The organism is Streptomyces rubrogriseus (assembly GCF_027947575.1).
GTDB classification, from domain to species: Bacteria; Actinomycetota; Actinomycetes; order Streptomycetales; family Streptomycetaceae; genus Streptomyces; species Streptomyces rubrogriseus.
The window spans coordinates 4,813,378-4,838,466 of sequence record NZ_CP116256.1; the positions used below are offsets into that span (position 1 = coordinate 4,813,378).

Here is a 25,089-nt window from a genome sequence, read left to right on the forward strand (position 1 = left end):
TCCGGGTCATGACGTCGGGGAGTGGGAACCGGAAAGGGCGGCGGTGCGGCCTTCCTGGTGGTAGACGGAGTGCCACACGCGGTTGCGCAGTGCGGCGAACTCGGGGCTGAGCCGGAAGGCCTCGTCGCGCTCGATGACGGGGTCGACGTCGACGACGTCGTAGACGCGCCCGGGACGGGCGGCCATCACGACGACGCGGTTGGCCAGGAACACGGCCTCGTCGACGTCGTGGGTGATGAACAGGACCGTGCGCCTGTCCTGGCTCCAGGTCTTCAGGAGCTGCTCCTGGAGCTTGACCCGGGTGAGCGCGTCGAGGGCGCCGAAGGGTTCGTCCATCAGCAGGATCGAGGGGTCGACGGCGTAGGCGCGGGCGATGGCGCAGCGCTGGCGCATGCCGCCGGAGAGGGTCTTGGGGAGCGCGTCGGCGAAGCGTTCCAGGCCGACCAGTTCGATGAAGTGCTCGGCCCTGGCGCGGCGTTCACGCTTGGGCACTCCTGTGGTCCGGAGACCGAACTCGACGTTCTGACGTACGGTCAGCCAGGGGAAGAGGGCGTACTGCTGGAAGATGACGCCGCGCTCGGGCCCGGGCCCCGAGACGGGTGCTCCGTCCACCAGGGCGCGGCCGGAGGTGGGTGTCTCCAGGCCGGCGAGGATGTTCATCAGGGTGCTCTTGCCGCAGCCCGAGGGGCCGACGACGGTGACGAACTCGTGGTTCGCGATGTCGAGGCTCACGTCGTCCAGGGCGGTGAAGGTCTCCCGTCCCAGCGAGAAGGTCTTGGTGACGTGCTGGACGGAGATCTTGGCGGGTGTGCTGGTCATCGGCGTTCCTGCCATCGGGTGAGCCGGCGTTCGGCGAGGAGGAGGACGCGGTCCATGAGGAGACCGAGGATCCCGATCGAGATGAGCCCGACGAAGATGGTCGGGAGGTCGTAGTAGAGCTGGGCGTTCTGCATGCGGTAGCCGAGGCCCTCCTGGGCGGCGATCAGCTCCGCGGCGACCAGGGTGGCCCAGGCGGAGCCGAGGCCGACCCGCATGCCGACGAGGATGAAGGGGGTCGACGCCGGCACCACCACGCGGGCGAAGATCGTCGCGTCGCCGGCGCCCAGCACCCGGGCGGCGTTGATCAGGGTGCGGTCGACGTTCACCACGCCCTGGAAGGTGGAGATCACACAGGCCAGGAACGCGGCCAGGAAGATGACGAAGATCTTCGGGGTCTCGTCGATGCCCATGGCGACCACGGCCAGCGGGATGATCGCCAGCGGCGGGATGGTGCGGAAGAACTGGATCCACGGCTCGATCAGTCCGCGCAGGATGCCGTACCAGCCCATCAGGAAGCCCACCGGGACGGCCACGGCCGTGCCCAGGCCGAAGCCGACGAGGACCCGGGTCAGGCTGGCGAGGGCGTCGTCGGCGAGCGTCCCGTCGCTGATCAGGGTGGAGGCGCGGTCGACGACCTCCGGCGGTGTCGGCAGCTTGAAACCGGCGGACGCGAGGGCCCACCAGAGGGCGATGCCGAGTGCGACGGACACGGCGTTCAGGACGAGGGGCAGTCCGCGCCTGCCGGAACGGGAGCGCTCCGGCGCGGACTCGGCGGCGTCCGCCGGGGTGTCTGCCGGCACGGCGCCTCCCGCCGTGCCGTCGCCCGCCTCGGCCCCGGGCGAGGCCCCGGGCCCCTTCTCGGGCCGCGGGTGCCGCTGGTCGGCACTCCGCTTGTCAAGGACGGACATGGGCGGCTCCTTCGGTGGCGGAGTGGGGTGCATCGGAACGGCCCTTCACGTCGGCGGTTTCGGGATACCTCGCCAGGAGGGGTGAGCTGTGGAAGACCGCGGCGAGCGCGCCGATGGCGCCGTCGTCGTCGGAGAGCCGGGCGGCGGCTACGGCGGGTCCCGCCGACGCGGTCGGGAAGATCTCGGCGGAGAGGGTGGCGGCGACCTGTTCCACGAGTACGGGCGCCAGCCGGGTGATCTCGCCGCCGATGACCACCTTCGCCGGGTTCAGCATCATGGTCGCGGCGCCGACCACCCGGCCCAGTGCCCCCGCGGCCTCCCGCAGTACCCGGTCCACGACGGGGTGGGCGCGGCGCACGGCGGCGGCGAGGTCGTCGAGGTTCTCCAGGCGCAGACCGAACTCCCAGCAGGCGGCGAGGATTCCGGGCACCGAGGCCACGGTCTCCAGACAGCCCCGCTTGCCGCAGCGACAGGGGCGGCCCGCCGGTTCCACGGTCACGTGTCCCAGCTCGCCGGCCAGCCCGGACGAACCCGTCACCAGCTGGCCCCCGACGACGAGTCCGCCGCCGACGCCGTCCGACAGGCGTACGTAGACCAGGTCGGCGACGCTGTCGGCGCCGCTGATCGCCTCGGCGAGGGCGGCCAGCCGGGTGTTGTTGTCGACGATGACCGGTGCGTCGAAGCGTTCGGCGAAGGCCACGTCGACGCCCTCGGGTGCCGGGCGCAGCACGGTGGTGCCCGCGGTGGCGCGCGGCCAGGCCGCCCCCTCCGGAGCCGGGTAGGGACCGGGTACGCCGATGCCGATGCCCTGCAGCGCCCCGTAGTGGACCCCGGCCTCGCCGCTGAGCCGGTCGACCAGTTCCAGGGCCAGTTCCGTGCGGGTCGGCCAGGTCGCGGTGTCCTCGTACCGGACGGAGCCGGAGACCATGATCTCGTGCGAGGCGTCGGCGACGACGACGTGGACGCGCCGGTGTCCGAAGTCGACGCCCATGAACTGCGCCGACGCCGGGTCGAGCGCCAGCCGTTCGGCCGGCCGCCCGCTGCCCTCGCGGCGGGAGGCGTCGGTGTCGACGACCACGATGGCACCGCGTTGCAGGAGGTTGCCGGTGATCTCGGACAGGGTGGTGCGGGACAGGCCCACGACCCGGGCGATCTCGCCGCGGCTCATGGCGCCGTTCTCCTGCAGCGCACGCATGACGCGCTCTTCGTGGGTCCGCCTGACCAGTGCGTGCACTCCGCTGGGCATCTGCATGCCGGTCAAGGTAGGGAGGCTCGATTATTCCGTCAACACTCCGACAGAAAGACGCAATGAAGTGTTCACAATGCCAGGTGGGCAGCGTCCCGCGCCTGGGGGTCGGGAGCGATTATTCGTCCGCCCTGTTGACGTAAATGTGCGGGCGTTCGCATGCTGTGCGCCATGCCCCCGTCATGCGGCCGCTGTGCCGCGCCTCGGTTCCCGGACGGGGACGACGAAGGAGAACCCGACTGATGACCGATGCCGAGTACGGACTCCCCCGACGATCCCTGCTGGCCGGCGCCGCCGGTGCGGGAGCGGCGTTCGCCCTGCCCGCGAGCGCCGCACAGGCGGCGCCCGCGGCGGCGCCCGCGGCGGCGCCCGCGGACGCCCCGCAGACCGGGGCGGAGCGGCGGCACCCGCGCAACTGGCCCGACCCCGAGCCGTACGGCGCCGCGGACACCCGGGCCGACCTGTGGCCGCGCGAGGACAACTCGTTCGTCCTCCCGCTGGAGTTGCGCCCTCGTGACCAGGAGCGCGGCACCGTCTGGATGCGGGACACCTACGTCAACTGCTTCGTCGTCGACGGCCGCCCGCTGTACGTCGCCACGGGAACCACCCGGGTGCCCGGGCTCGAAGCCGCCGGCCCCTGGAACGACGGCATCTTCGTCTGGCTGGCCCCCTCCCTCGAGGGCCCCTGGCGGCTGGCCGACACCACCGGCATCCGGCCCGGGGCCGAGCGCGGCAAGGTGTGGTCGCCCGAGTTCGCCGGGGAGAACCGGCCCGGCCGCACGGTCGTCGCGCCCTGGCAGGAGTACTGGCACGACGAGCAGTTCGGCAAGCGCGGCCAGGCCTGGGCGCCGGAGCTGCACTACTTCCGCGACACCTGGTACCTCGTCGCGTGCATGGGCGACCACTCCCGCAAGGTCGGCTCGTTCATGCTGGTGAGCGAGGGCGGCGTCGAGGGCCCGTACCGGCTGGTCGAGGGCAACCTGGACAAGCCCTTCGGCGACTCGTTCATCGGCGGTCCGAAGTTCATCGAGCCCGGCGCCTACCACCACATCGACGGCGGCCTCTTCTCCGAGGGCGACGACGCGTGGCTCGTGCTGCACAACGACCTGTACGCGAAGTTCCGGGACGACATGGAGGACATCGTCACGACGACGGACCTGCCCCGGTTCCGGCAGACGCCCTACTCCCCGGAGCCGTACCTGGAGGGTGCCTACGTGTTCAAGTACCGGGGCAAGTACCACCTCGTCCACGCCGCCTGGGACCGGACGTCGGTCAACGCCGACGGCACCGTCCGCCAGGCCTACGACGTGCCCGCCGCGGGGCGCGTGCAGTACCAGTACGACGCGGTCGTCGCCGTGGCCGACCGGTTCGAGGGGCCGTACTCGAAGCGGTACACGGCGGGGGTCGGCGCCGGTCACAACAACTTCTTCGTCGACCACCGGGGCGGCCTGTGGGCGACGTACTTCCTGAACCCGGCCGCCGGCTACTGGTCGGGGGCCTCGCGCGTCGCGGAGTCCGCGGTGCCCGGTGTCGTACGGCTGGAGTGGACCGGTCCGGCGGACGGCCGGCTGTACGTGAAGCGGGGGTCCGGGGGACCCGGCAACGGGCACTGAGCGGCGGTCCCCGTCCCGCCACGCCCTCGCATGCCGTCGGGGCGGGACGGGCGTAGTGTCCAGATATGGGTGATGTTCGGGGCGGCCGGCGTCGGGCGGCCCGGTCGGCGCGGACGCGGGCGGACGGCTGATGGACTCCGCCATGGCGGCCGTCGTGCGGGCGAGCGGTGCGTTCGGAGGGATCCTCTACGCACTGCCGCCGGGCGAGGACGCCGTGTGGCAGGTCCTGGTCACGGGGGTCCCCCAGGAGATGGCCGCACCGTGGCGGCGGGTCGGGCTGACGGATCCGATGCCCGTGGCGGACGCCGTCCGCGAGCACCGCCTGGTGTGGGCGGGCGGCCGGGAGGAGATGGCGCGGGAGTATCCGCGGCTGGCGCTCGTCCTGCCGTACGACTTCTCGCTGGCGGCCGCCCCGCTGGTCTCGGGCACCGCCCTCAGGGGCGGGCTGGTGCTGCTGTGGCCCGGGAACCACCCGGCGCGGCTGAGCGCCGGGGAACAGGACGTCATCCGGGCGGGCTGCCGCCGCCTGGGCGACAGCCTCCAGCGGGCCATCGACCGCGGCGAACCGCTGCGGCCGCCGGAGCGGCCCCGGACCCTGCCGCCGGCCGCCCCGCGCACCCCCTCCCCCGCCGAGGCGACCGCGCTGTCCGCCTTCGTGGACCGCCTGCCCGGCGGTTCCTGCGCGCTGGACCTGGAGGGGCATCTGACCTTCGTCACCCCGGGGGCGGCCGAACTGCTCGGCGTCGACCGGTCCCTGCTGATGGGCGCCCTGCCGTGGGAGGCGCTGCCCTGGATGGACGTGCCGCACGTCGAGGACCGCTACCGGGCGGCGCTGGTCAGCCGCAGGCCGCAGGGCTTCACGGTGCTGCGCCCGCCGAAGACGTGGCTGACCTTCGAGCTGTACCCGGACGCCACCGGCCTGAGCGTGCGCATCACCCCCGGCAGCCCGGACGCGGACACGCCCCCGTCCCGGTCGGTACAGGCCTCGGGCCCCAGCCGTGCCACCGTGCTCTACCACCTGATGCACCTGGCCTCCACCCTGACCGAGGCCGTCAGCGTGCAGGACGTGGTGGAGCAGACCGCCGACCAGCTGATGCCCGCGCTCGGAGCGCAGGCCATGGTGGTGATGGCCCCGGCGGACGGCCGGCTGAAGATCGTCGGCCAGCGCGGCTACCACCCGGAGCTGCTGAGGCGCTTCGACGGGGCGCCGCTCACCACGGCCATCCCCGGCGCCGACGTCATGGCCACGGGTGTCCCGGGGTTCTGGACGACCTTCGAGGAACTCCACCATGCCTACCCCGCCATGACGCACGAGGACGGCATGGCCGCCTGGGCCCTGCTGCCGCTGATCGCCTCCGGCCGCCCCATCGGCTCGCTGCTGCTCTCCTACCGACGGCCGCACGTCTTCCCGCCCGGCGAACGGGCCGCCCTCACGTCGCTGGCCGGTCTGGTCGGGCAGGCCCTGGACCGCGCCCGCCTCTACGACGCCAAGCACCACCTCGCCCACCGCCTGCAGTCCGCCCTGCTGCCGCACACCCTCCCCGACGTGCCCGGTCTGAACGTCGCCGCCCGCTACCTCCCGGCCGCCCGGGGCCTGGGCATCGGCGGCGACTTCTACGACGTCATCCGCCTCGACGAGCACACCGCGAGCGTCACCATCGGCGACGTGCAGGGGCACAACGTGGACGCCGCGGCGCTCATGGGGCAGGTCCGCACCGCCGTGCACGCCAACGCCACCGTGGGGGCGCCCCCCGGCGACGTGCTGGCCCGCACCAACCGTCTGCTCACCGACCTGGACCCCGGTCTGTTCACCAGCTGCGCCTACGTGCACCTCGACCTGGCCACGCACCGCGCCTGTGTGGCGCTCGCCGGGCACCCGCCCCCTCTGGTGCGCCACGCCGACGGGCGCGTCGAGACCCTGCGGGTGCCGCCGGGTCTGCTGCTGGGCATCGAGCCGGACACCGTGTACCCCTCGCTGGAGTTCCCGCTGCCGCCGGGCAGCGTGCTCGTCCTGTACACCGACGGACTGGTCGAGGCGCCCGGGGTGGACCTGGACGACGCGATCGCGGCCCTCGCCGGTCTCGTGGAACACGGCCACCCCGGCGACCTCGACGCCATGGCCGACATCCTCATCCGGCACGCGCCCACCCCGGGCGACGACATCGCCCTGGTCCTCGTCGGTCCCCGCGCGTCGGCGCCGGGGCACTCCCGGGGCCGATCGATCGTTTTCAGGGACAAGAAGGACGAACGCCGGTCGACGCGGGCCGGCAGCGGAGGAGAAGACCCTTAATGAAACACCAGAGGGTGCGCGATCTGATGAGCGACGCCGTGGTCCGCGTGCAGCGGGGCACACCGTTCAAGGAGATCGCCCACCTGCTGCTGGAATACGACATCACGGCGGTGCCGGTCGTCGACGAGGAGAACCGCCCGGTGGGGGTGGTGTCGGAGGCCGACCTGCTGCAGAAGATGTGGGGCGGGGAGCCCGACGGTTCTGCCGAGCACGCCGAGTGGTCACGGGCCTCGACGGGCAAGGCGGACGCCACGGACGCGGCCGGGCTCATGACCTCGCCCCCGCTGTGCGCCCTGGAGAGCTGGAGCGTCGTGGACGCCGCCCGGGTGATGGCACGGCACCGCATCAAACGGCTGCTGGTCGTCGACGGGGACGGGCGGCTGGCCGGGGTGGTCAGCAGGAGCGACCTGCTGCGGGTGTTCCTGCGCACGGACCGCGCGATCCGCACCGAGATCATCGAGGAGGCCCTGGTCAAGGCGCTGGGCCTGGCCCCCTCGTCGGTGCAGGTGGACGTGGCGCACGGCCATGTCGTGCTCAGCGGCCGGCTCCCGGACCATGTGTCCGCACCGCTGCTGGAAGAGCACTGCCGGAGCGTGGACGGCGTCGTCGCCGTGGAGTTCAGACCGGCCGGCGAGGCCGACGCCGAGGGTCCGGCGGCCGTCGGCTCCTGAGATCCCGCCGGCCGGCGGACGCCCCGCCCGTGCCCGACTCCCCGGGGAGGGGAGGCGGGCACGGGTCGACGCACTTGGCAGCGTGAGACCTGCCCAGCACTTGGCAGCGTGAGACCTGCCTAACAGTGTTCGACTTTTGATGGTCCATCAGTCCGCGGCGCCCTAGGCTCGCGGCCATGCCCACAGAGCGACACACCACCGCCGCTCCCGTCTCCCTCCGCGAGCGGCGCCGGACCGCCGCGGCGCGGGAGATACTCGACGCCGCCGAGCAGCACATCGGCGAACACGGTCCCGCCGCCCTGTCGCTGCGCGCGGTCGCCCGCGGCCTCGGCATGACCGTGCAGGCGCTCTACCACTACTTCCCGAACCGCGACGCCCTCGTCACCGCCCTCATCGCCAAGGCGTACGGCGAGCTGTCCGACGTGTTGCAGGCCGCCGCCGACAGCGGGCCCGCGGACCCCGCCACACCCCGTCCGGTCGCGGTGGCCGAGGCCTACCGAGGCTGGGGCGTCGCCCGTCCCGAGCACTTCCAGCTCCTCTACGGGACCCCGCTGCGCTACTACGCGGCGCCCGCCGAGGGCCCGACCACGCAGGCGGTCCGCCGGATGGCCGCGATCTTCCAGCGCGAGCTGTTCGCCGGCTTCACCCCGGCGCAGCTCGCCGCGGCCGAGGTCCCCGCGCTCTCGCCGCCCTACCGGGAGCATCTGGAACAGCTGCCGATGCACGCCCAGGGCGATCTGCCACCCGCCGCGGTCTCCCTCTTCCTGAGCGCGTGGGGGCACGTGCACGGCCTGGTCGTCCTGGAGGTGTTCGGGCACACCGCGTTCCTGGGCGACCATCAGGCGGAGGTCTTCCGCACGTCGGTCCGGATGATGCTGGAGGACCTCCACCGCCGGATCCCCGCCGCCTGAGCGAGCCCGGCCGTCAGGGGCGCGGGGCTGCCTCCCGGCCCTCGCGCGAGGGGCCGGGGGCGGACAGGGCCTCGATCTCGGGGTGGTCGCGCAGGGCGGCGATGACCGCGTTCACCGCGGCGCGCTGCGGGGCGCCGCGCCGCACCACGACGGCGACGTTGCGGTGCACCGGCGGGCTCAGCCGCCGGGTGACGACGGCGTGGTCCGCCGTGACGGCGAGGGCGGGCAGCAGGGCGATCGAACCGGTCGTCTCGACGTGCCGCAGCAGCATGAGGTAGTTGCTGAACCGGCAGGCCACCCTGGGTTCGAACCCGGACTCGCGGCACAGCCGCACGGTCAGGTCGGCCATGTACGACTGCGGCCGGTCGCAGGCCCAGGTCTCCTCCTTGCACGCCGCGAGGTCCACCGCGGCGCGGGCGGCCAGCGGGTGGCCGTTCGGGAGCACCAGGAGGACCGGGTCGCTGCCGAGCGACATCACGTCGAGGTCGGTGCCCCACGTCAGGCCCGAGTAGTCGGTGGTGGTCACGATGACGTCGGCCTCGCCGGAGCGCAGGGCGGGGCCGCTCTCGTGCGGTTCCATCTCGACGAGTTCCAGGCGCAGGTGCGGATGGGTGGTGGCCAGCCGGTTCGCCGCCGGGACGGCGAGGCTGTAGATCGCGCTCTGGAACACGGCGAGCCGGACGGTGCCGATGGGCTCGTCGTTCAGGGCGCGCAGTTCGGCCTCGGCGTCGGCCATCCGGTCGAGGATCTCCCGGGCCCGGCGGGCGAGCAGGAGTCCGGCCGGGGTCAGCCGCACCCGTCGCCCGGTCCGCTCGATGAGCCGGCACCGGGTCTCGGTCTCCAGCACCGCCAACTGCTGGGAGACCGTCGACGCGCTCAGGTGCAGCGTGTCGGCGACCGCGCGGACGGTACCGAGCGTGTCGAGCTGACTGAGCAGGTGCAGTCGTCCGGAGTTGAGCACGGAGCCGATGGTACGGCGCACCTTGGCCGTCTGTACGGTTCTGACGTACAGAAGCGTCGAATCTGTGCGATGGACACGTGCAGCGGCCTGTCCCTACCGTCGGTCGCATGCCTTCCGAGACTTCCGGCGCCGACCTCGGGCGCCACCTGATCCGCTACTCCGGCCACGCGCCCTTCTCCCCGGAGGTCGTCGTGCGCGCCGCGGGCACCTCCGTCTTCACGGAGAGCGGCCGTGAGCTGCTGGACTTCACGTCCGGTCAGATGAGTGCCATCCTCGGGCACTCCCATCCGGCGATCGTCTCGACGGTGCGCGAGCAGGTCGCGCACCTCGACCACCTGCACAGCGGCATGCTCAGCCGCCCGGTCGTCGAGCTGGCCCGCCGGCTCGCCGGCACCCTGCCCGCGCCGCTGGAGAAGGCGCTGCTGCTGACCACCGGGGCGGAGGCGAACGAGGCCGCGGTGCGGATGGCGAAGCTCGTCACCGGCCGCCACGAGATCGTCTCCTTCGCCCGGTCCTGGCACGGCATGACCCAGGCCGCCGCGAACGCCACCTACAGCGCCGGGCGCAAGGGCTACGGTCCCGCCGCGCCGGGCAACTTCGCACTGCCGGTGCCGGACCGCTACCGGCCCTCCGTCGTCGGCGCGGACGGCGAGCTGGACTGGCGCCGCCAACTGGACCTGGGTTTCGAGATGATCGACGCCCAGTCGGTCGGCAGCCTGGCCGCGTGCCTGGTCGAGCCGATCCTCTCCTCGGGCGGCGTCGTCGAGCTTCCGCCGGGCTATCTCGCCGCCCTGGCGGAGAAGTGCCGTGAGCGCGGGATGCTGCTGATCCTGGACGAGGCCCAGACGGGGCTGTGCCGGACCGGCGACTGGTACGCCTTCGAGCACGAGGGTGTCGTCCCGGACATCCTCACCCTGTCCAAGACGCTGGGCGCGGGGCTGCCGCTGGCCGCCGTGCTGACCAGCACCGAGATCGAGCAGCGGGCGCACGAGCGCGGGTTCCTGTTCTTCACCACCCATGTCAACGACCCGCTGCCCGCCGCGGTGGGCAACACCGTCCTCGACGTCCTGGTCCGCGACCGGCTGGACGAGCGCGCCCGCAGGCTCGGCGCGGTGCTGCGGGAGGGCCTCGACAAGCTCGCCGCCCGCCACGAGGTGGTCGGCGACGTCCGGGGCCGGGGGCTGCTGCTGGGCATGGAGCTGGCCGGCGACCAGGTGCTGGGCGAGGGCGGCGCGGACCGGCTCGGCGCCGCCGTCACCCGGCGCTGCTTCGAGCTGGGGCTGCACATGAACATCGTCCAGCTCCCGGGGATGGGCGGGATCTTCCGTATCGCGCCCCCGCTGACCGCGAGCGACGACGAGATCGCCCGCGGCGTGGCCGTCCTCGACCAGGCACTCACCGACGCCGCCGGAGCACTGTAAACCCGAAGGCCCCGGTGTCCTGGGGGTACCGGGACACCGGGGCCGGGTGCGTGCGCGGGTGGGGGTGCGGGAGGGTCAGACTCCGGCCGTCTCCGGCTCGCGGGCGGGCTGCGCGGGTGCGGCGGTGTCGCCGAGTTCCCGGTGCAGCTTCTCGCCCTCGACGTCGACGTTCGGCAGGACGCGGTCCAGCCACCTGGGCAGCCACCACGCCTTGGTGCCGAGCAGGGCGAGCACCGCGGGCACGATGGCCATGCGCACCACGAAGGCGTCGAAGAGCACCGCGATCGCCAGGCCGAAGCCCATCATCTTGATCATGGCGTCGTTCTCCAGGATGAAGCCGGAGAAGACGCTGATCATGATGATCGCGGCGGCCGCGACCACCCGGCCGCCGTGGGTGAAGCCGGTGGTGACGGACTCGGCGGCGGACTGTCCGTGGACGTACGCCTCCCGCATGCGGGTGACGAGGAAGACCTCGTAGTCCATGGCGAGGCCGAAGACCACGCCGATCATGAAGATCGGCATCATCGACATGATCGGGCCCGGCTGGTCCACGCCGAACACGTCGGCGAGCCAGCCCCACTGGAAGACCGCGACCACCGCGCCGAGCGCCGCGGCCACCGAGAGCAGGAAGCCCAGGGCCGCCTTCAGCGGGACGAGGACCGAGCGGAACACCAGCATCAGGAGCAGGAAGGCGAGTCCGACGATTAGCGCCAGGTAGGGGATGAGCGCGTCGTCCAGGGTCTGCGAGAAGTCGATCGTCATCGCGGTCGCGCCGGTGACCAGCATGGTCGCGCCGGTGTCGGCCCTGATGTCGCCGGACAGCGAGCGGATGTCGTGCACCAGCGACTCGGTGGCGACGTCGCTCGGGCCGGTCTTGGGCATCACGGTGAGGACGGCGGTGTCGCCCTCCTCGTTGAAGTTGGCCGGGGTGACGGCCGCGGCCTCGCCCAGTCCGGTGATCTTCTCGCCCACGGTGTCCGCGGCGGCCTTCGGGTCGTCCGCGCCGCGTGCGTCGATGGTGACCATCAGCGGGCCGTTGAACCCGGCCCCGAAGGACTCGGACAGCATGTCGTAGGCCTTGCGCTGGGTGGTGTCGGGGGCCGAGCTGCCCTCGTCGGGCAGGCCCAGCTCCATGCCGGCGGCCGGTACGGCGATCACGCCGAGGCCGAGGACCGCGGTCAGCAGGACGGTGACCGGGCGCCGCTGTACGAAGCGGGCCCACCGGGTGCCGAGCTTCGGCTTGCCGGAGGCTGCCCGCGCCCCGGCGGGAGCCTTGCGGTCCTTGCGGCTGAGCGCCTTCTTGCCGGCGAAGCCGAGCAGCGCCGGGGTGAGGGTGAGGGCGATCAGCACGGCGATGCCGACGGTGCCCGCGGCGGCCAGGCCCATCTTGGTGAGGATCGGGATGTTGACGATCGCCAGACCGGCCAGGGCCACGACGACGGTCAGTCCGGCGAAGACGACCGCGGAGCCGGCGGTGCCGACCGCTCGTCCGGCCGCCTCCTCCGGGGCGCGGCCCTCGGCTATCTCGGCCCGGTAGCGCGAGACGATGAACAGGGCGTAGTCGATGGCGACCGCGAGGCCGATCATCATGGCGAGGGTGGAGGTCGTGGCGGACAGCTCCAGGGTGCTGCCGAGCGCCCCGATGGCGGAGATGCCGATGCCGACGCCGATGATCGCCGAGAGCAGCGGCATGCCCGCCGCGACCAGTGAGCCGAAGGTCAGCAGGAGCACGATCGCGGCGACGCCGATGCCGATCAGCTCGGCGGTGCCGCCCATCTCCTGCTCGGCCACGACCGCGTCGCCGCCGGTCTCGACCGTGTACCCGCCCTGGCGCGCGCCGTCGGTGGCGGCCGTGAGCGAGTCGCGGGCCTCGTCGGTCAGCTCCATCGCGTTGACCTTGTAGGTCACGGAGGCGTAGGCGGTAGTGCCGTCCTTGCTGACGGCGTTCGCCTCGAACGGGTCGTCCACCGACGAGACCTGCGGACCCGCCTCGAGGTCGGCGACCAGGTCCTTCACCCGGTCCTTGCCGGCCGCGTCGGATATCTTCGCGCCCTCGGGGGCACGGATCACGACGCGGGCCGTGGCACCCTCGGCACTGGCGGCCGGGAACTGCTCGTCGAGCAGGTCGAACGCCTTCTGGGACTCGGTGCCCGGCATGGAGAAGGAGTCTTCGGGCGGGGCCGGCGCGGCGGACGAGGCGACGCCGGCGCCCACGAGTATGGCCACCCACAACAGGGCGACCAGGCCGCGGCGCCGGAACGCCCTCCGGCCGAGTCGATAGAGAAACGTAGCCACCTTTTGGACCAATCCGTCGGGTTACGGGCAGGACGAAGACCCGGCACATGGGGGGAAGGCGGAGGCGCTGACCGGGGTACACATCCATGCTCGCCCGGGGTTCTCGGCGTTTGATCCGACCCTGGGTCTGGACTGGCGTACTGCGTCGGGTGTAGTGGGGTCCCGCGTTCCTCTCCCCTCGGTGTAGATCACGAAGGTGGGTGTACTCCGCATTTCGTTGCCGCGGGCGCCGACTCCGCTCAGCCGGTGACGGGCGTGGCGTTGCCGCCCGCCCCGCAGCGCAGGGTCCAGGGCGTGGCGGCTCGGGTGCCGCTCTCGTGGATGCGGACGTCGGCCCGCTCGGCGGGGCGGCCCCCCGGGACGTCGGCGTGGGCCGCGGTGCCGACCAGCTGGCTGACCGCGGTCACGTCGAGGTCGCCGGCGCTGACCCGGAGGGGGACGACGACGTCGACGGCGCCCTCGCTCGTGGTCGCGGTCAGCCGTCCGGCCGCTCTCGACTCGACGTGGGTGGTCAGGCCGCGCTCGCGCTCGGCCGGGGTGGGGCCGTCCAGGAGCAGGTCGAGGGCCTGCTGGGGGGCGAGGGGGGCGTCCGTCCGCCGGGTGACGGGGCGGGTGCCGTAGGGGCCGGCGAAGTACAGGCGCACGGTGCCGGCCCCGTCGCCGGGCCGCTGCATGCCGGAGGCGGGCTCCCCGGCCTGCACCGGGCCGGTGGTCCCGATGCCGCAGCCGGCGGTACCGGCGGCGAGCAGCACGGCGAGGGCGAGGGCGGCCCGATTCGGACGCGGGAAGTGGCGGGATGTCATGTCGTTCCCGGGGAGGAGGCGGCCCGCGGCAGGGTGAGGGTGAGGACGGCACCGCCGCCGGGGTGGTTGGCCGCGGTGAGGGTGCCGCCGTGCAGGGCCGCGTTCTCGTGGGCGATGGCGAGTCCGAGGCCGCTGCCGCCGGAGCGGGGGCGTGCCGCGTCGGCCTTGTGGAAACGGTCGAAGACGTACGGGAGCGCGTCGTCCGGGATGCCGGGCCCCCGGTCGGTGACGGTGACCCGGACCCGGCCCTCGCACGCGCGGACCGCCACCGTCACGGGCGGGCGTCCGTGGTGCAGCGCGTTGGCGACCAGGTTGCCGTGTCGGTGGCGCTCGCCGTGCTCTCCAAGGTCCTGGTGGAGGACCCGGTCCGGTTCCGGGCCCGCTGGGCGAGGGGCCGCACCGGGGCGCTCGCCCTCGTCGCCGCCCTCGCCGCGCTGGCCGCGCTGTGGGCGGCCGTCCCCCAGCCGCGAACCGGGGAGGGCTCGGTCGACGTCACACGTCTCGGGTCGGGCGGCGGTTGACCTTCACCTTGGGGCAGGCCGCAGCATCGGTGTCGCCGGGCGACGCGTCCGGTACGAGGAGGAGTGGGCACGTGGACGTGGAGTTGCTGACCATAGGGGCGTTCGCGAAGGCGGCCCGGCTGTCGCCGAAGGCGCTGCGGCTCTACGACGAGCTGGGCCTGCTGCCGCCCGCCCGCGTCGACCCGGTCACCGGCTACCGCCGCTACGCCCCGCAACAGGTGGAACGGGCCCGGCTCGTGGCCTGGCTGCGCCGCCTGGGGATGCCGTTGGCCCGCATCCGGCACGTGTGCTCGCTGGACGCGGGAACGGCGGCCGGGGAGGTCCGTGCCTTCTGGGCACGGGCCGAGGCCGAGACCGCCGCCCGACGGGACCTGGCCGCCTTCCTCGTCGACCACCTGACCCGGAAGGACCCCGCCATGTCTCCCACCACTCCTGCCCTGGGCATGCGCTACGCCGCCGCCTCCGACACCGGCCTGGTCCGCGAGAGCAACCAGGACACCGCCTACGCCGGTTCCCGCCTGCTGGCCGTCGCCGACGGCTTCGGCGACGGGGGTGCTCCGGCGAGCGCCGCCGCCGTCGAGTCGCTGCGGCGGCTGGAGAGCGGCGGTGTCCCGGCGGACGGCCTCCTCAACGTCCTCGCGGACGCGGTGGAGGAGGCCGAGCGGGCCGTGCACGACGCCGTGGGATCCGGTTCCGCGCCGCCGCACGCCGGTACGACCCTCACCGCGATGCTCTGGACGGGGTCGCAGCTGGGCCTCGTCCACATCGGCGACTCGCGCGTGTATCTGCTGCGCGACGGGGAGCTGTTCCAGATCACGCACGACCACACCGTGGTGCAGTCGATGGTCGACGAGGGCCGCATCACGCCGGAGGAGGCCGCGTCCCACCCCCAGCGGTCGCTGCTGGTGCGGGCCCTGGGCCGGGGCGCCGACGCCACCGCGGAGATGCGCCTGCAGGACGCCCGGCCCGGGGACCGCTACCTGCTCTGCTCCGACGGCCTGTCGACGGTGGTGCCGGGCGACGAGATCCGCCGTGTGCTGGCCGCCCCGGGCGAGCCCGGGGCGGCGGTCCGGGAACTGGTGGCCCTCGCCAACGGGTCCGGCGGTCCCGACAACGTCAGCTGCGTCGTCGCCGACGTCGTGCCCGGGGCGTGACGCCGCCGGGCGCCGAGCCCCACGCGGGGGGGCGGCTGCTCAGGGCGGTGCCGCCCCGACCGTGACACGGTCGCTCCCGCCGTCGGAGAGGAAGGACGCGAGGGCCTGCCCCTCCTCGGCGACCTCGGCACGCTCCGGCCGGGTGAGCCGGCGCAGCGGGGTGACGGTCACCGTGCCGTCCTCGACGGTCCAGGTCGCCGAGACCCTCCCGTCGACGAGGACGAAGCGGGCGCCGGTGACCGACAGACCGCGGTGCGGGTCGTCGATGATCCGGCCGCGGTCCTGGTAGCCGAGGACCGCGTTGTCGAAGGCGGGCAGGAACCGCACCGGTGCCGGGGTGCCGGGGTCGGGCCGCGGGGCGCCGGGCAGGTCCAGCAGTTCCCGGCCCCGCTCGTCGCGGAAGGAAACCAGTTCCCCGCGCACCGCCGCGACCGCGGCCGGCAGCCCCGCGAGCCCGCACCAGGCACGCAGGTCCGCCGAGGCGGCCGGCCCGAACGCGGCCAGGTAGCGCCGTACCAGTTCCTCCCCGACCGGATCGGTGCCCGGCGGGGCGGGCGGGTCCACCTCGCGGCCCAGCCAGTCGGCCACCGGGGCGTTGCGCACCCCGGCCCTGGTGCGCCACAGCCCGCGCGGCGGCAACTGCACCGTCGGGATCAGCGCGGCGACCAGCAGCTCCCCAGCGGCCGCGGTCCCGCGTCCGGCCACCGCGCTGCCACGGCGCGGGCGAGGTCGCCCATCGAGCGGGGCTCGCCGTCGGCCAGTACCGCGCGGCCCGCCGCCGCGAGCTCGTCGAGGTCGACCCCGGCGAGCTCGCGGCGGTAGGTGCCGAGGACGCGTCCGCGCAGCATGGCGTCGTGGCGCGACCGCCAGGCCAGTACGTCCTCGGCGGTGACGAGATGGACGGTGCGGCGCATCAGGTGGGTCCGCACCACCCGACGCCCGGTCAGCAGGTCGTCGAGCGCCCGTGGGGCGAAGTCGCGCAGCCGCGACCACAGCCCGACGAACGGTTCCTGCGGCTCCTGTGCCTGCATGCCGCCGAGGTGCGCGACGGCGCCGAGCACCGGGCGGTCCGCGCGGTCGAGCAGCAACTGCCGGGCGAGGGCCGCCCGGTTCAGCGACCGGGCGTCGAGCACGCTCACGCGTTGTACTCGCTCACGACGTCCAGGACCCAGGTGACGCCGAACCGGTCCCGCAGCATGCCGTACAGGGGCGCCCACTGGGCGGCCCCGAGCGGCCGCAGGACGGTCGCGTCCTCGGCCAGCCTCTCCCAGTACGCGGTGATCTCCTCGGTGGTCTCGCCGCGGACCGAGACGAAGAACGCGTTCTCGCCCTGGTGGTAGGGCAGGTCGGACGGCACGTCGTAGGCCATCACGGCCAGGCCGTCGGCGGTGGACACCTGGCCGAACATCACCTGGTCGGCCGCGGCGGGATCCTGGACGTCGCCGGCGTCCTTGTACGTCACCAGGGTCAGGTCCCCGCCGAACGCGGCCCGGTAGAAGGTGAGGGCTTCGCGGGCGTCGCCACGGAAGTTGAGGTGGGTCACGGCTTTGGCGGTCACGACGGGCTCCTTGCCAGCACGGGGGACGGGCCGCGGTGCGGTCCGTCGCGGGGCCGGTCCGGCCCCGCGGTGCCCACTCTGCTTCAGGTAGCGGTCAGGTTGTGGCCGCTATGTGCGGCAGCATGGTGGCCATGCAGAAGACCTCGGCCCGGCTGCTGTCCCTGCTCTCGCTGCTCCAGGCCCGCCGGGACTGGCCCGGCGCGGTGCTGGCCGAGCGGCTGGACGTCAGCGCGCGCACGCTGCGCCGCGACGTCGACCGGCTCCGGGAGCTGGGCTACCCCGTCCGGGCGGTGAAGGGCCCCGACGGCGGCTACCGCCTGGACGCCGGGACGCGGTTGCCCCCGCTGCTCTTCGACGACGAGCAGGCGGTCGCCCTCGCGGTCGCGCTGCGGACCGCCGCGGCCACCGGCGCCGGGATCGAGGACGGGGCCGAGCGCGCCCTGGCCACGCTGCGCCAGGTCATGCCCGCCCGGCTGCGGCACCGGATCGACGCCCTCGAGGTCACCTCCGTCGCACGGTCCGCGCCCCGGCCGCAGCCCCAGGCGGACACCGGCGTCCTGATGGCACTCAGCGCCGCCGTCCAGGCACGCGAGGTGCTGCGCTTCGACCATGCCCCGGCCCGCGCCGCGGCCACCGCAGCCGGGGAGGCGCCGCCCCCGCGCCGGGTGGAGCCGCACCATCTCGTCATCCGGGGCGGGCGCTGGTACCTGGTCGCCTGGGACCTGGACCGCGAGGACTGGCGGGTCTTCCGCGCCGACCGGATCACCCCGCGCACGCCCACCGGCCCGCGCTTCACGCCCCGGGACCTGCCCGGCGGGGACGTGGCCGCCTTCCTGACCGGCAGGTTCCGCGGCTCGGACGGCTCCCCGGACTGGCCCTGCCGCGGCACGGCCGTACTCCGCCTGCCCGCTTCCGCGGTGTCCCCGCACGCCGCCGACGGGACGGTCGAGGAGCTGGGTCCCGACCGCTGCCGGCTCACCATGGGCGCCTGGTCGTGGCCCTCGCTCGCGGCCGCCTTCTGCCTCTACGACGCCGACCTCGAGGTGGTCGGCCCGCCCGCGCTCGAGGAGGCGTTCGCCGGGCTGGCCGACCGCTGTGCCAGGGCCGTCGCGAAGCGGCCCCGGCCACGGTGAGCGCCGGGCCCCGGGTCACACCCGCTGGGCCCGCTCCAGGCTCGCGGTCTCGGTGGCCGGGCCGCCGCCCGCCACGACGCGCGACCGGGTGTGCAGCCGCAGGGAGACGGCGACGAAGGCGATCGCGACCAGGGTCATCGCCCCGCCCGCCCAGGCGGTGGCCTCGTAGCCGAGGTCCGCGTCGATCACCGTGCCGCCGAGCCAGGGCCCGCCGGTGTTGCCCAGGTTGAACGCGGCGGTCGTCGTCGCGCCCGCGAGGGTGGGCGCGGCACCGGCGACGTTGAACATGCGCGCGTTGAGCGCCGGCGCCGTGTAGAACGCGGAGACGCCGAGCAGCAGCGACAGGACGATCACGACGGCGGGGCTGGTGGCGAACAGCGCGAGGGCGGCCAGCAGCACCGTCGAGGCGGTGATGCCGGAGAGCAGTACGCCGAACAGGTGGGCGTCGGCGACCCGGCCGCCGATCGTCGTGCCGATGAGCGCGCCGACGCCGAACAGCGCCAGCACGGTCGGCACCCATCCGTCCGCCAGTCCGGCGACGTCGGTGAGCAGCGGGGCGAGGTAGGAGAAGGCGCAGAAGACGCCGCCGGCGGCGAGCGCGGTCACGACGATGGACAGCCAGACCTGGCGGTCCCGGTAGATCGCCAGCTCGCCCCGCAGCCGGGGCCGCCGCTCGGGCAGCGGGATGCGGGGGATCAGGGTCACCACGCCGACGAGCGCGACGGCGGACGCGCCGCCCACGGCCCAGAACGCGGACCGCCAGCCCAGGTGCTCGCCGAGGAAGGCGCCCGCGGGGACGCCGAGGACGTTGGCGATGGACAGTCCGCCGATCATCACGGCCATCGCGCGGGCCCGCGCGGTCACCGGCACCATCGCGATGGCCACGGCCGCGCCCACCGCCCAGAAGCCTGCGCAGGCGAGCGCGCTGACGACCCGCGAGACGAACAGGACCTCGTAGCTCGTCGCGAGCGCGCCCGCGACCTGGCCGACGCCGAACACCGAGATCAGCGCGACCAGCGTGGTCTTGCGGGGCAGGCGCAGGGTCGCCACGGCCAGCAGCGGCGCGCCGACCACCATGCCGATCGCGAACGCCGATATCAGCAGCCCGGCTCGCGGGATCGACACGTCCATGTCGTCGGCGATGGGCGGCAGCAGTCCGGAGAGCATGAACTCGCTGGTGCCGAGGGCGAAGACGGACAGGCCGAGGATGTAGACGGCGAGCGGCATGCGTCCGGCCGTGGGCCGTGGGGAAGAGTCGGGCATGACAGGTGTCAACGGGGCCCCGCTTCCCGCCATTCCCGCGGCGGGGCCCGTCTCACGATGCGGCTACGGTGTCACGCGCTCCAGCCGGACGACGATGCCCTTGGAGGTGGGCTGGTTGCTGATGTCGGCGACGCTGTCCAGCGGGACCAGGACCTGGGTCTCCGGGTAGTACGCGGCGGCGGACCCGCGGGCGGTGGGGTACGGGACCACCTCGAAGCCCTCGGCGCGGCGCTCGGTGTCGTCGTGCCAGACGCCGACGACGTCGACACGGTCCCCCGCGGTCAGGGACAGGGCGCTCAGGTCGTCCGGGTTGACCATGACCACCCGGCGGCTGCCGTGGATGCCCCGGTAGCGGTCGTTCAGGGTGTAGGGGATGGTGTTCCACTGGTCGTGCGAGCGCAGGGTCTGGAGCAGCAGGTGGCCCTCCGGCACGTCGGGTGTGCGCCAGGTGTTGCGGGTGAACACGGCCTTGCCGGTGGCGGTGCGGTAGACGCCCTCGTTGACGGGGTTGGGCAGCCGGATGCCGCCGGGGCGGGCCACGCGCCGGTTGAAGTCGTACAGGCCCGGCACGATCCGGGAGATCCGGTCGCGGATCGTGCCGTAGTCGGCCTCGAACTCCTCCCAGCGCACGTTCCCGGGGCCCGCGCCGAGGGTGCGGCGGGCGAGCCGGCACAGGATGGCGACCTCGCTGAGCAGCAGGGGTGAGGCCGGCTTGAGGCGTCCCCGGGAGGTGTGCACCTCGCTCATGGAGTTCTCCACCGTGACGAACTGCTCGCCGCCCGCCTGCTGGTCGCGTTCGGTGCGGCCGAGGGTGGGCAGGATCAGCGCGGTCCGCCCGCAGACGGTGTGGGATCCGTTGAGCTTGGTGGAGACGTGGGCGGTGAGGCGGCAGCTCCGCATGGCCTCCTCGGTGACCGCGCTGTCGGGGGCGGCCCGGACGAAGTTGCCCGCGACGCCGAGGAAGAACTTGATCCGGCCCTCCCGCATCGCCTTGATCGAGTCGACCGAGTCGAGGCCGTGGGCGCGCGGCGGGTCGAAGCCGAACTCGTCGCGCAGGGCGTCCAGGAAGGAGTCCGGCATCTGCTCCCAGATGCCCATCGTGCGGTCGCCCTGGACGTTGCTGTGGCCGCGCACGGGGCAGGCGCCGGCTCCGGCCCGGCCGAGGTTGCCGCGCAGCAGCAGGAAGTTGACGATCTCCCGGATGGTGGGCACGCCGTGTTTGTGCTGGGTGATGCCCATCGCCCAGCAGACGATGACCCGCTTGCTGCGCAGTACCTCGTCGCGGACCCGCTCGATCTCCTCGCGGGTCAGACCGGTGGTGGCGACCACGTCGTCCCAGGAGGCCTGCCGGGCGTGCTCGGCGAACTCCTCGAAGCCGCTGGTGCTGTCGTGGATGAACGCGTGGTCCAGCACCGTGCCGGGGCGGGCGTCCTCGGCCTCGAGCAGCAGCCGGTTCAGTGCCTGGAACAGGGCGAGGTCGCCGCCGGGCCGGATGTGCAGGAACCGGTCGGCGATCCGGACGCCCTGGCCGATCACCCCGCCGGCCTTCTGCGGGTTCCTGAACCGCAGCAGCCCCGCCTCCGGGAGCGGGTTGACGGCGACGATGCGGGCGCCGTTGCGCTTGGCCTGCTCCAGCGCGGACAGCTGCCGCGGGTGGTTGGTGCCGGGGTTCTGTCCCACCAGGAAGATGAGGTCGGCGTGGTGGAGGTCGTCGAGGCTGACGGTGCCCTTGCCGGTGCCCAGGGTCTCGTGCAGGGCGAAGCCGCTCGACTCGTGGCACATGTTGCTGCAGTCGGGCAGGTTGTTGGTGCCGTAGGCGCGGGCGAAGAGCTGCAGCACGAAGGCGGCTTCGTTGCTGACCCGGCCCGAGGTGTAGAAGACCGCCTCGTCGGGGCTGTCGAGCGCCTTCAGTTCCCCGGCGAGCAGGTCGAGGGCGTCGCGCCAGCTGATCGGCTCGTAGTGGTCGGAGTCGGGCCGCTTCACCATCGGCTCGGTCAGCCGCCCCTGCTGGTTCAGCCACAGGTCGGAGCGCCGGGCCAGGTGGGAGACGGAGTGCTCGCGGAAGAAGTCTGCGGTGATCCGCCGCGTCGTCGCCTCGTCGTTGATGTGCTTGGCGCCGTTCTCGCAGTACTCGTTGCGGTGCCGGTGGCCGGGTGCGGGGTCCGCCCAGGCGCAGCCCGGGCAGTCGATCCCGTCGACCTGGTTCATGGTCAGCAGGTCCACCGCGGTTTCCTTCGGGGACGTCTGCGCCAGGGAGTACTCCAGTGCGTGCACCACGGCGGGCACGCCCGCGGCCCAGGTCTTGGGCGGGGTGACGGTCAGGTCGTCCCGGGGTTCGTCCCTGGGCGGCTTCTTCATCGGGGGATCGCCTCTCGTTCGCTGTCTTCCGGGTACGGGGCCCCGGTAGGGGGGCGGGGCCTCTCAGCCCACGGGCCAGACGGCCACCCGGCTGCGCGGCGGCTCCGGCTCCTCCGGCCGCACCTGGCCGTCCCGGATGGTCCCCCGCCAGGCGCCGCTCGCCTCCCCGTGTCCTTCGACGTACGCCTTGAAGTGCGCCAGTTCGCGCCGCACGACGCGGCCGGCCGCCCCGGGGACCAGGGCGAGCAGGCCCGTCAGTCCGCGCGGCTCGGCCGACATCCGCACGGTCACCGAGGTGCGCTCCCCTTCGCTCGGCCGGAAGGTCACCTCGCCCCGGTGGCCGTGGCGTTGCCCGAGGCTGCGCCAGGTCAGGTGCGAGTCGGGCACCTGGTCCACGATCTCGGTCGCGAACTCCCGGCGGAGGGGGCCGAGTCCGACGACCCACAGGGTCACGGCGGGCCTGACCTGTTCGACGCGCTTGACGGTGGTCATGAACCGCGGGAAGCACTCGAACTGGGTCCACTGGTCGTACGCGGTGCGCACCGGTACGGCGATCTCGATCGTTTCCTCGACGGTGCTCATGTGCCGCTCGCCTCCGCGGATCGTGCGGTGCCGGACTTGTCGACCGTGCAGTGCAGGGAGTCGTCGACCACGTCGGCGACGATGGTGTCGCCGGGGTCGGCCTCGCCGCCGAGGAGCAGGTCGGCGACGCGGTTGTCGAGTTCGGCCTGGATGGTGCGCCGGAGCGGTCGGGCGCCGAACTCCGGCTGGTGGCCGTGGGCGATCAGCAGCTTCTTGGCCGCCTCGGTGACCTTCAGCGTCATGCCCTGGGCGTGCACCCGCCGTTCGCTCTGGGCCAGCAGGTGGTCCACGATCCGCGAGAGGTCGTCCTGGGTGAGGCCGTGGAAGACGATGATCTCGTCGATGCGGTTGAGGAACTCCGGCAGGAACCGGCCCCGCAGCTCCTGCATGAGTTCGTCCTTCAGGTCGGACACGTCGCCCTTGTGGTCGAGGATGCGGTGGGCGCCGATGTTGGACGTCATGATGACCACGCAGTGCCGGAAGTCGACGGTGCGGCCCTGTCCGTCGGTGAGGCGGCCGTCGTCGAGGATCTGCAGCAGCGTGTTGAAGACGTCGGGGTGGGCCTTCTCCACCTCGTCGAACAGGACCACGCTGTAGGGCTGCCTGCGGACCTTCTCGGTGAGCTGGCCGGCCTCCTCGTAGCCGACGTAGCCCGGGGGCGCGCCGACGAGCCGGGCGACCGTGTGCTTCTCCTGGAACTCGCTCATGTCGAAGCGGACCATGCGGTTCTCCTCGCCGAACAGCAGCTCGGCGAGGGTCTTGGCCAGCTCGGTCTTGCCGACGCCGGTGGGGCCGAGGAAGAGGAAGGAGCCCACGGGCCGGTCGGGGTCGCCCATGCCGGCCCGGTTGCGGCGCACGGCCCGCGAGACGGCGGTGACCGCCTCGTCCTGGCCGACGATCCGGGCGTGCATCTCCTCCTCCAGCCTCAGCAGCCGTTCCTTCTCCCCGGCCGTCAGCTGGGAGACCGGGATGCCGGTGCGGCGGGAGATCACGTCCGCGATGTCGTCGGCGGTGACGGAGACGACGCCCTCGCGGCGTTCCTGGATGCCCGCGAGTTCGCCCTCCGCCTCGGCGATCTCCTGCTTCAGCTCGCCCGCCCGGCCGTAGTCCTCGGCGGCGACGGCCTGCTCCTGCTCCCGGCGCAGCTTCGCGATGCGGTCCTCGCGGCTGACGACCTCCGTGGAACGGCTCGCGCTGCGCAGCCGTACCCGGGCGCCCGCCTGGTCCATGACGTCGATCGCCTTGTCGGGCAGGAAGCGGTCGCTGATATAGCGGTCGGACAGTTCCGCCGCCGCGGTCAGCGCTCCGTCGGCGAAGCGGACCTGGTGGTGCGCCTCGTAGGCGTCGCGCAGGCCTTCGAGGATCTGCACCGTCTCCTCGACCGAGGGCTCGGGGACCATCACGGGCTGGAAGCGGCGTTCGAGGGCGGCGTCCTTCTCGACGTACTTGCGGTACTCGTCGATGGTCGTGGCGCCCACCACGTGCAGTTCGCCGCGTGCGAGGGCCGGCTTGAGCATGTTGCCGGCGTCCATGGAGCCCTCGCCGGTGGCCCCGGCGCCGACGACGGTGTGCAGTTCGTCGATGAACAGGATGATGTCGCCGCGAGCCTGCTGGACGTCCTCGATGACCTTCTTGAGCCGCTCCTCGAACTGTCCCCGGTACTGCGCGCCCGCCACCATGGCGGACAGGTCGAGGGCGACCACCCTCTTGTCCTTCAGGGTGTTCGGAACCTCACCGGCCACGATGCGCTGGGCGAGTCCCTCCACGATGGCGGTCTTGCCGACGCCGGGCTCGCCGATCAGCACCGGGTTGTTCTTGGAGCGCCGGGAGAGGATCTCGACGGTCTGCTCGATCTCCTCGGCGCGGCCGACGACGGGGTCGAGTTTCCCGGCCTTCGCCTCGTCGGTCAGGTCCCGTCCGTACTCGTCCAGCGTGGTGGCCGGTTTCCCGCCGTCGTCGCCCGGGGTCCCGCCGCCCGAACGGGCGGCCTGTTCGGTGAGCCCCTCCAGCTTGTCGATGTCCTGCCCCTCCGCGCCCAGCAGCCGGGCCGCTCCCGTGTCGCCGTCCGCCAGCAGGGCGCCCAGGATGTGCTCGGGACCGATGTAGGAGACGCCGGAGGCCCGGGAGCGGGCGTAGGCGGTGGCGAGGGTGCGCTTGGCGGCCGGGGTGAGGCCCGGTTCGGCGGACGGCTCGCCCGCCTCGCGGGGCAGGACCTCGGCGATCCGGTACGCGAGGGCGTCGGGGTCGGCGCCCGCCCGGGCGAGCAGTCCCCGCGCGGGCTCGACCTTCGTGGCCGCCCACAACAGGTGCTCCGTGTCCAGGTCGGACGTCCCGTCCTCCAGCGCCCGCCGTGCCGCCAGGTTGAGGAGCTCCTGCGAGGACTCGGTCAGCAGCCGTCCGATCGGCACCCGCTGCACCGCCGGGGGCGAGGAGGCGGGCGACGTTCCGAAGAACCGGTTGAACAGCTCACTGAACGGATCGGACGCACCGAATCCGAACGACGACATCGACATGACAGCTCCTGGGGCGGTGGCGAGTCGATTCCACCGAAACCCCATGTCGGCGGCTCCGCAAGCGGAGCG

Annotated in this window: 19 protein-coding genes and 2 pseudogenes; 8 read left to right on the plus strand and 13 right to left on the minus strand. The window is 73.3% G+C overall.

From position 1 onward, the window contains the following. Positions 1–6: 6 nt before the first annotated feature. From Sru02f_RS22045 to Sru02f_RS22055, 3 genes are all read right to left on the minus strand, one after another. A complete protein-coding gene (locus tag Sru02f_RS22045; protein ID WP_109032299.1) occupies positions 7–819 on the minus strand; it encodes an ABC transporter ATP-binding protein in 813 nt (270 codons plus the stop codon). Further along, positions 816–1,619 (minus strand): ABC transporter permease, encoded by an 804-nt coding sequence (locus Sru02f_RS22050; protein ID WP_109032568.1) that lies wholly within the window; start codon positions 1,617–1,619, stop codon positions 816–818. Before Sru02f_RS22050 ends, Sru02f_RS22045 begins: the two co-directional genes overlap by 4 nt. 94 nt (positions 1,620–1,713) lie before the next feature. Continuing rightward, the gene (locus Sru02f_RS22055; protein ID WP_164276927.1) at positions 1,714–2,979 is read right to left on the minus strand and encodes an ROK family transcriptional regulator; all 1,266 of its coding nucleotides are present in this window, start codon (positions 2,977–2,979) and stop codon (positions 1,714–1,716) included. A gap of 236 nt (positions 2,980–3,215) precedes the next feature. Between Sru02f_RS22055 and Sru02f_RS22060 the strand changes: the two genes are divergently transcribed. The 4 genes from Sru02f_RS22060 (at position 3,216) to Sru02f_RS22075 (ending at position 8,458) form a co-directional block, all read left to right on the plus strand. Beyond that, on the plus strand, positions 3,216–4,586 hold the full coding sequence (locus Sru02f_RS22060; protein ID WP_109032297.1) for a family 43 glycosylhydrolase: 1,371 nt from the start codon (positions 3,216–3,218) through the stop codon (positions 4,584–4,586). A gap of 130 nt (positions 4,587–4,716) precedes the next feature. Then, positions 4,717–6,876: a SpoIIE family protein phosphatase gene (locus Sru02f_RS22065; RefSeq protein ID WP_109032296.1), complete on the plus strand. Its 2,160-nt coding sequence runs from the start codon at positions 4,717–4,719 to the stop codon at positions 6,874–6,876. Continuing rightward, positions 6,876–7,547, plus strand: a complete 672-nt coding sequence (locus tag Sru02f_RS22070; RefSeq protein WP_109032295.1) for a CBS domain-containing protein — start codon at positions 6,876–6,878, stop codon at positions 7,545–7,547. Before Sru02f_RS22065 ends, Sru02f_RS22070 begins: the two co-directional genes overlap by 1 nt. A gap of 176 nt (positions 7,548–7,723) precedes the next feature. Beyond that, positions 7,724–8,458, plus strand: coding sequence for a TetR/AcrR family transcriptional regulator (locus Sru02f_RS22075; protein WP_109032294.1), 735 nt, complete (start codon positions 7,724–7,726; stop codon positions 8,456–8,458). 13 nt (positions 8,459–8,471) lie between these two features. Here the strand turns inward: Sru02f_RS22075 and Sru02f_RS22080 are convergent, their stop codons facing one another. After that, entirely contained in the window at positions 8,472–9,419 is a 948-nt protein-coding gene (locus tag Sru02f_RS22080; protein ID WP_164278301.1) for a LysR family transcriptional regulator, read from the minus strand. A gap of 107 nt (positions 9,420–9,526) precedes the next feature. On the opposite strand from Sru02f_RS22080, the gene Sru02f_RS22085 reads away from it, so the two are divergent. Continuing rightward, complete coding sequence (locus Sru02f_RS22085) at positions 9,527–10,840, plus strand: aspartate aminotransferase family protein (RefSeq protein WP_109032292.1); 1,314 nt, start codon at positions 9,527–9,529, stop codon at positions 10,838–10,840. A gap of 75 nt (positions 10,841–10,915) precedes the next feature. Here Sru02f_RS22085 and Sru02f_RS22090 read toward each other — a convergent pair whose 3' ends face one another. The 3 genes and pseudogenes from Sru02f_RS22090 to Sru02f_RS22100 all read right to left on the minus strand — a co-directional run. After that, positions 10,916–13,135, minus strand: coding sequence for an MMPL family transporter (locus Sru02f_RS22090; protein WP_109032291.1), 2,220 nt, complete (start codon positions 13,133–13,135; stop codon positions 10,916–10,918). A gap of 239 nt (positions 13,136–13,374) precedes the next feature. Next, a complete protein-coding gene (locus Sru02f_RS22095) occupies positions 13,375–13,938 on the minus strand; it encodes a GerMN domain-containing protein (protein ID WP_109032290.1) in 564 nt (187 codons plus the stop codon). After that, positions 13,935–14,252 (minus strand): annotated as a pseudogene (locus Sru02f_RS22100) (sensor histidine kinase); the annotation flags it as partial. The gene Sru02f_RS22095 and the pseudogene Sru02f_RS22100, both read right to left, overlap by 4 nt. Here Sru02f_RS22100 and Sru02f_RS22105 point away from each other — a divergent pair. Further along, positions 14,226–14,459, plus strand: coding sequence for a hypothetical protein (locus Sru02f_RS22105; protein ID WP_174855094.1), 234 nt, complete (start codon positions 14,226–14,228; stop codon positions 14,457–14,459). The pseudogene Sru02f_RS22100 and the gene Sru02f_RS22105 overlap by 27 nt on opposite strands. Positions 14,460–14,536: 77 nt before the next feature. After that, positions 14,537–15,613 carry a MerR family transcriptional regulator gene (locus Sru02f_RS22110; RefSeq protein ID WP_174855111.1) on the plus strand — a complete coding sequence of 359 codons (1,077 nt, stop codon included), beginning with the start codon at positions 14,537–14,539 and terminating at the stop codon, positions 15,611–15,613. Between the two features lie 39 nt (positions 15,614–15,652). Here the strand turns inward: Sru02f_RS22110 and Sru02f_RS22115 are convergent. Together Sru02f_RS22115 and Sru02f_RS22120 are read right to left on the minus strand one after the other, a co-directional pair. Then, positions 15,653–16,752, minus strand: a pseudogene (locus tag Sru02f_RS22115) (winged helix DNA-binding domain-containing protein). Beyond that, entirely contained in the window at positions 16,749–17,171 is a 423-nt protein-coding gene (locus tag Sru02f_RS22120; protein ID WP_109032287.1) for a VOC family protein, read from the minus strand. The pseudogene Sru02f_RS22115 and the gene Sru02f_RS22120 overlap by 4 nt, the downstream one beginning before the upstream one ends. 131 nt (positions 17,172–17,302) lie before the next feature. On the opposite strand from Sru02f_RS22120, the gene Sru02f_RS22125 reads away from it, so the two are divergent. After that, positions 17,303–18,304 carry a helix-turn-helix transcriptional regulator gene (locus tag Sru02f_RS22125; RefSeq protein ID WP_167469552.1) on the plus strand — a complete coding sequence of 334 codons (1,002 nt, stop codon included), beginning with the start codon at positions 17,303–17,305 and terminating at the stop codon, positions 18,302–18,304. A gap of 15 nt (positions 18,305–18,319) precedes the next feature. Here Sru02f_RS22125 and Sru02f_RS22130 read toward each other — a convergent pair whose 3' ends face one another. The 4 genes from Sru02f_RS22130 to Sru02f_RS22145 all read right to left on the minus strand — a co-directional run bounded on the left by Sru02f_RS22130 (position 18,320) and on the right by Sru02f_RS22145 (position 25,020). Further along, the gene (locus Sru02f_RS22130; RefSeq protein WP_109032285.1) at positions 18,320–19,531 is read right to left on the minus strand and encodes a Cmx/CmrA family chloramphenicol efflux MFS transporter; all 1,212 of its coding nucleotides are present in this window, start codon (positions 19,529–19,531) and stop codon (positions 18,320–18,322) included. 99 nt (positions 19,532–19,630) lie between these two features. Then, entirely contained in the window at positions 19,631–21,925 is a 2,295-nt protein-coding gene (locus tag Sru02f_RS22135) for an FdhF/YdeP family oxidoreductase (RefSeq protein WP_109032284.1), read from the minus strand. 63 nt (positions 21,926–21,988) lie between these two features. Next, entirely contained in the window at positions 21,989–22,507 is a 519-nt protein-coding gene (locus Sru02f_RS22140) for an SRPBCC family protein (protein ID WP_109032283.1), read from the minus strand. Next, the gene (locus Sru02f_RS22145; RefSeq protein ID WP_109032282.1) at positions 22,504–25,020 is read right to left on the minus strand and encodes an ATP-dependent Clp protease ATP-binding subunit; all 2,517 of its coding nucleotides are present in this window, start codon (positions 25,018–25,020) and stop codon (positions 22,504–22,506) included. The genes Sru02f_RS22140 and Sru02f_RS22145 overlap by 4 nt, the downstream gene beginning before the upstream one ends. Positions 25,021–25,089: the final 69 nt, after the last annotated feature.

Bases quoted from the DNA above. Each gene is read 5' to 3' on its own strand.
- Sru02f_RS22095 (WP_109032290.1), bottom strand. From the start codon at position 13,938: ATGACATCCCGCCACTTCCCGCGTCCGAATCGGGCCGCCCTCGCCCTC.
- Sru02f_RS22135 (WP_109032284.1), bottom strand. From the start codon at position 21,925: ATGAAGAAGCCGCCCAGGGACGAACCCCGGGACGACCTGACCGTCACC.
- Sru02f_RS22075 (WP_109032294.1), top strand. From the start codon at position 7,724: ATGCCCACAGAGCGACACACCACCGCCGCTCCCGTCTCCCTCCGCGAG.
- Sru02f_RS22130 (WP_109032285.1), bottom strand. From the start codon at position 19,531: ATGCCGCTCGCCGTCTACATCCTCGGCCTGTCCGTCTTCGCCCTCGGC.
- Sru02f_RS22070 (WP_109032295.1), top strand. From the start codon at position 6,876: ATGAAACACCAGAGGGTGCGCGATCTGATGAGCGACGCCGTGGTCCGC.
- Sru02f_RS22045 (WP_109032299.1), bottom strand. From the start codon at position 819: ATGACCAGCACACCCGCCAAGATCTCCGTCCAGCACGTCACCAAGACC.
- Sru02f_RS22065 (WP_109032296.1), top strand. From the start codon at position 4,717: ATGGACTCCGCCATGGCGGCCGTCGTGCGGGCGAGCGGTGCGTTCGGA.
- Sru02f_RS22145 (WP_109032282.1), bottom strand. From the start codon at position 25,020: ATGTCGATGTCGTCGTTCGGATTCGGTGCGTCCGATCCGTTCAGTGAG.
- Sru02f_RS22055 (WP_164276927.1), bottom strand. From the start codon at position 2,979: ATGCAGATGCCCAGCGGAGTGCACGCACTGGTCAGGCGGACCCACGAA.
- Sru02f_RS22140 (WP_109032283.1), bottom strand. From the start codon at position 22,507: ATGAGCACCGTCGAGGAAACGATCGAGATCGCCGTACCGGTGCGCACC.
- Sru02f_RS22125 (WP_167469552.1), top strand. From the start codon at position 17,303: ATGCAGAAGACCTCGGCCCGGCTGCTGTCCCTGCTCTCGCTGCTCCAG.
- Sru02f_RS22060 (WP_109032297.1), top strand. From the start codon at position 3,216: ATGACCGATGCCGAGTACGGACTCCCCCGACGATCCCTGCTGGCCGGC.
- Sru02f_RS22085 (WP_109032292.1), top strand. From the start codon at position 9,527: ATGCCTTCCGAGACTTCCGGCGCCGACCTCGGGCGCCACCTGATCCGC.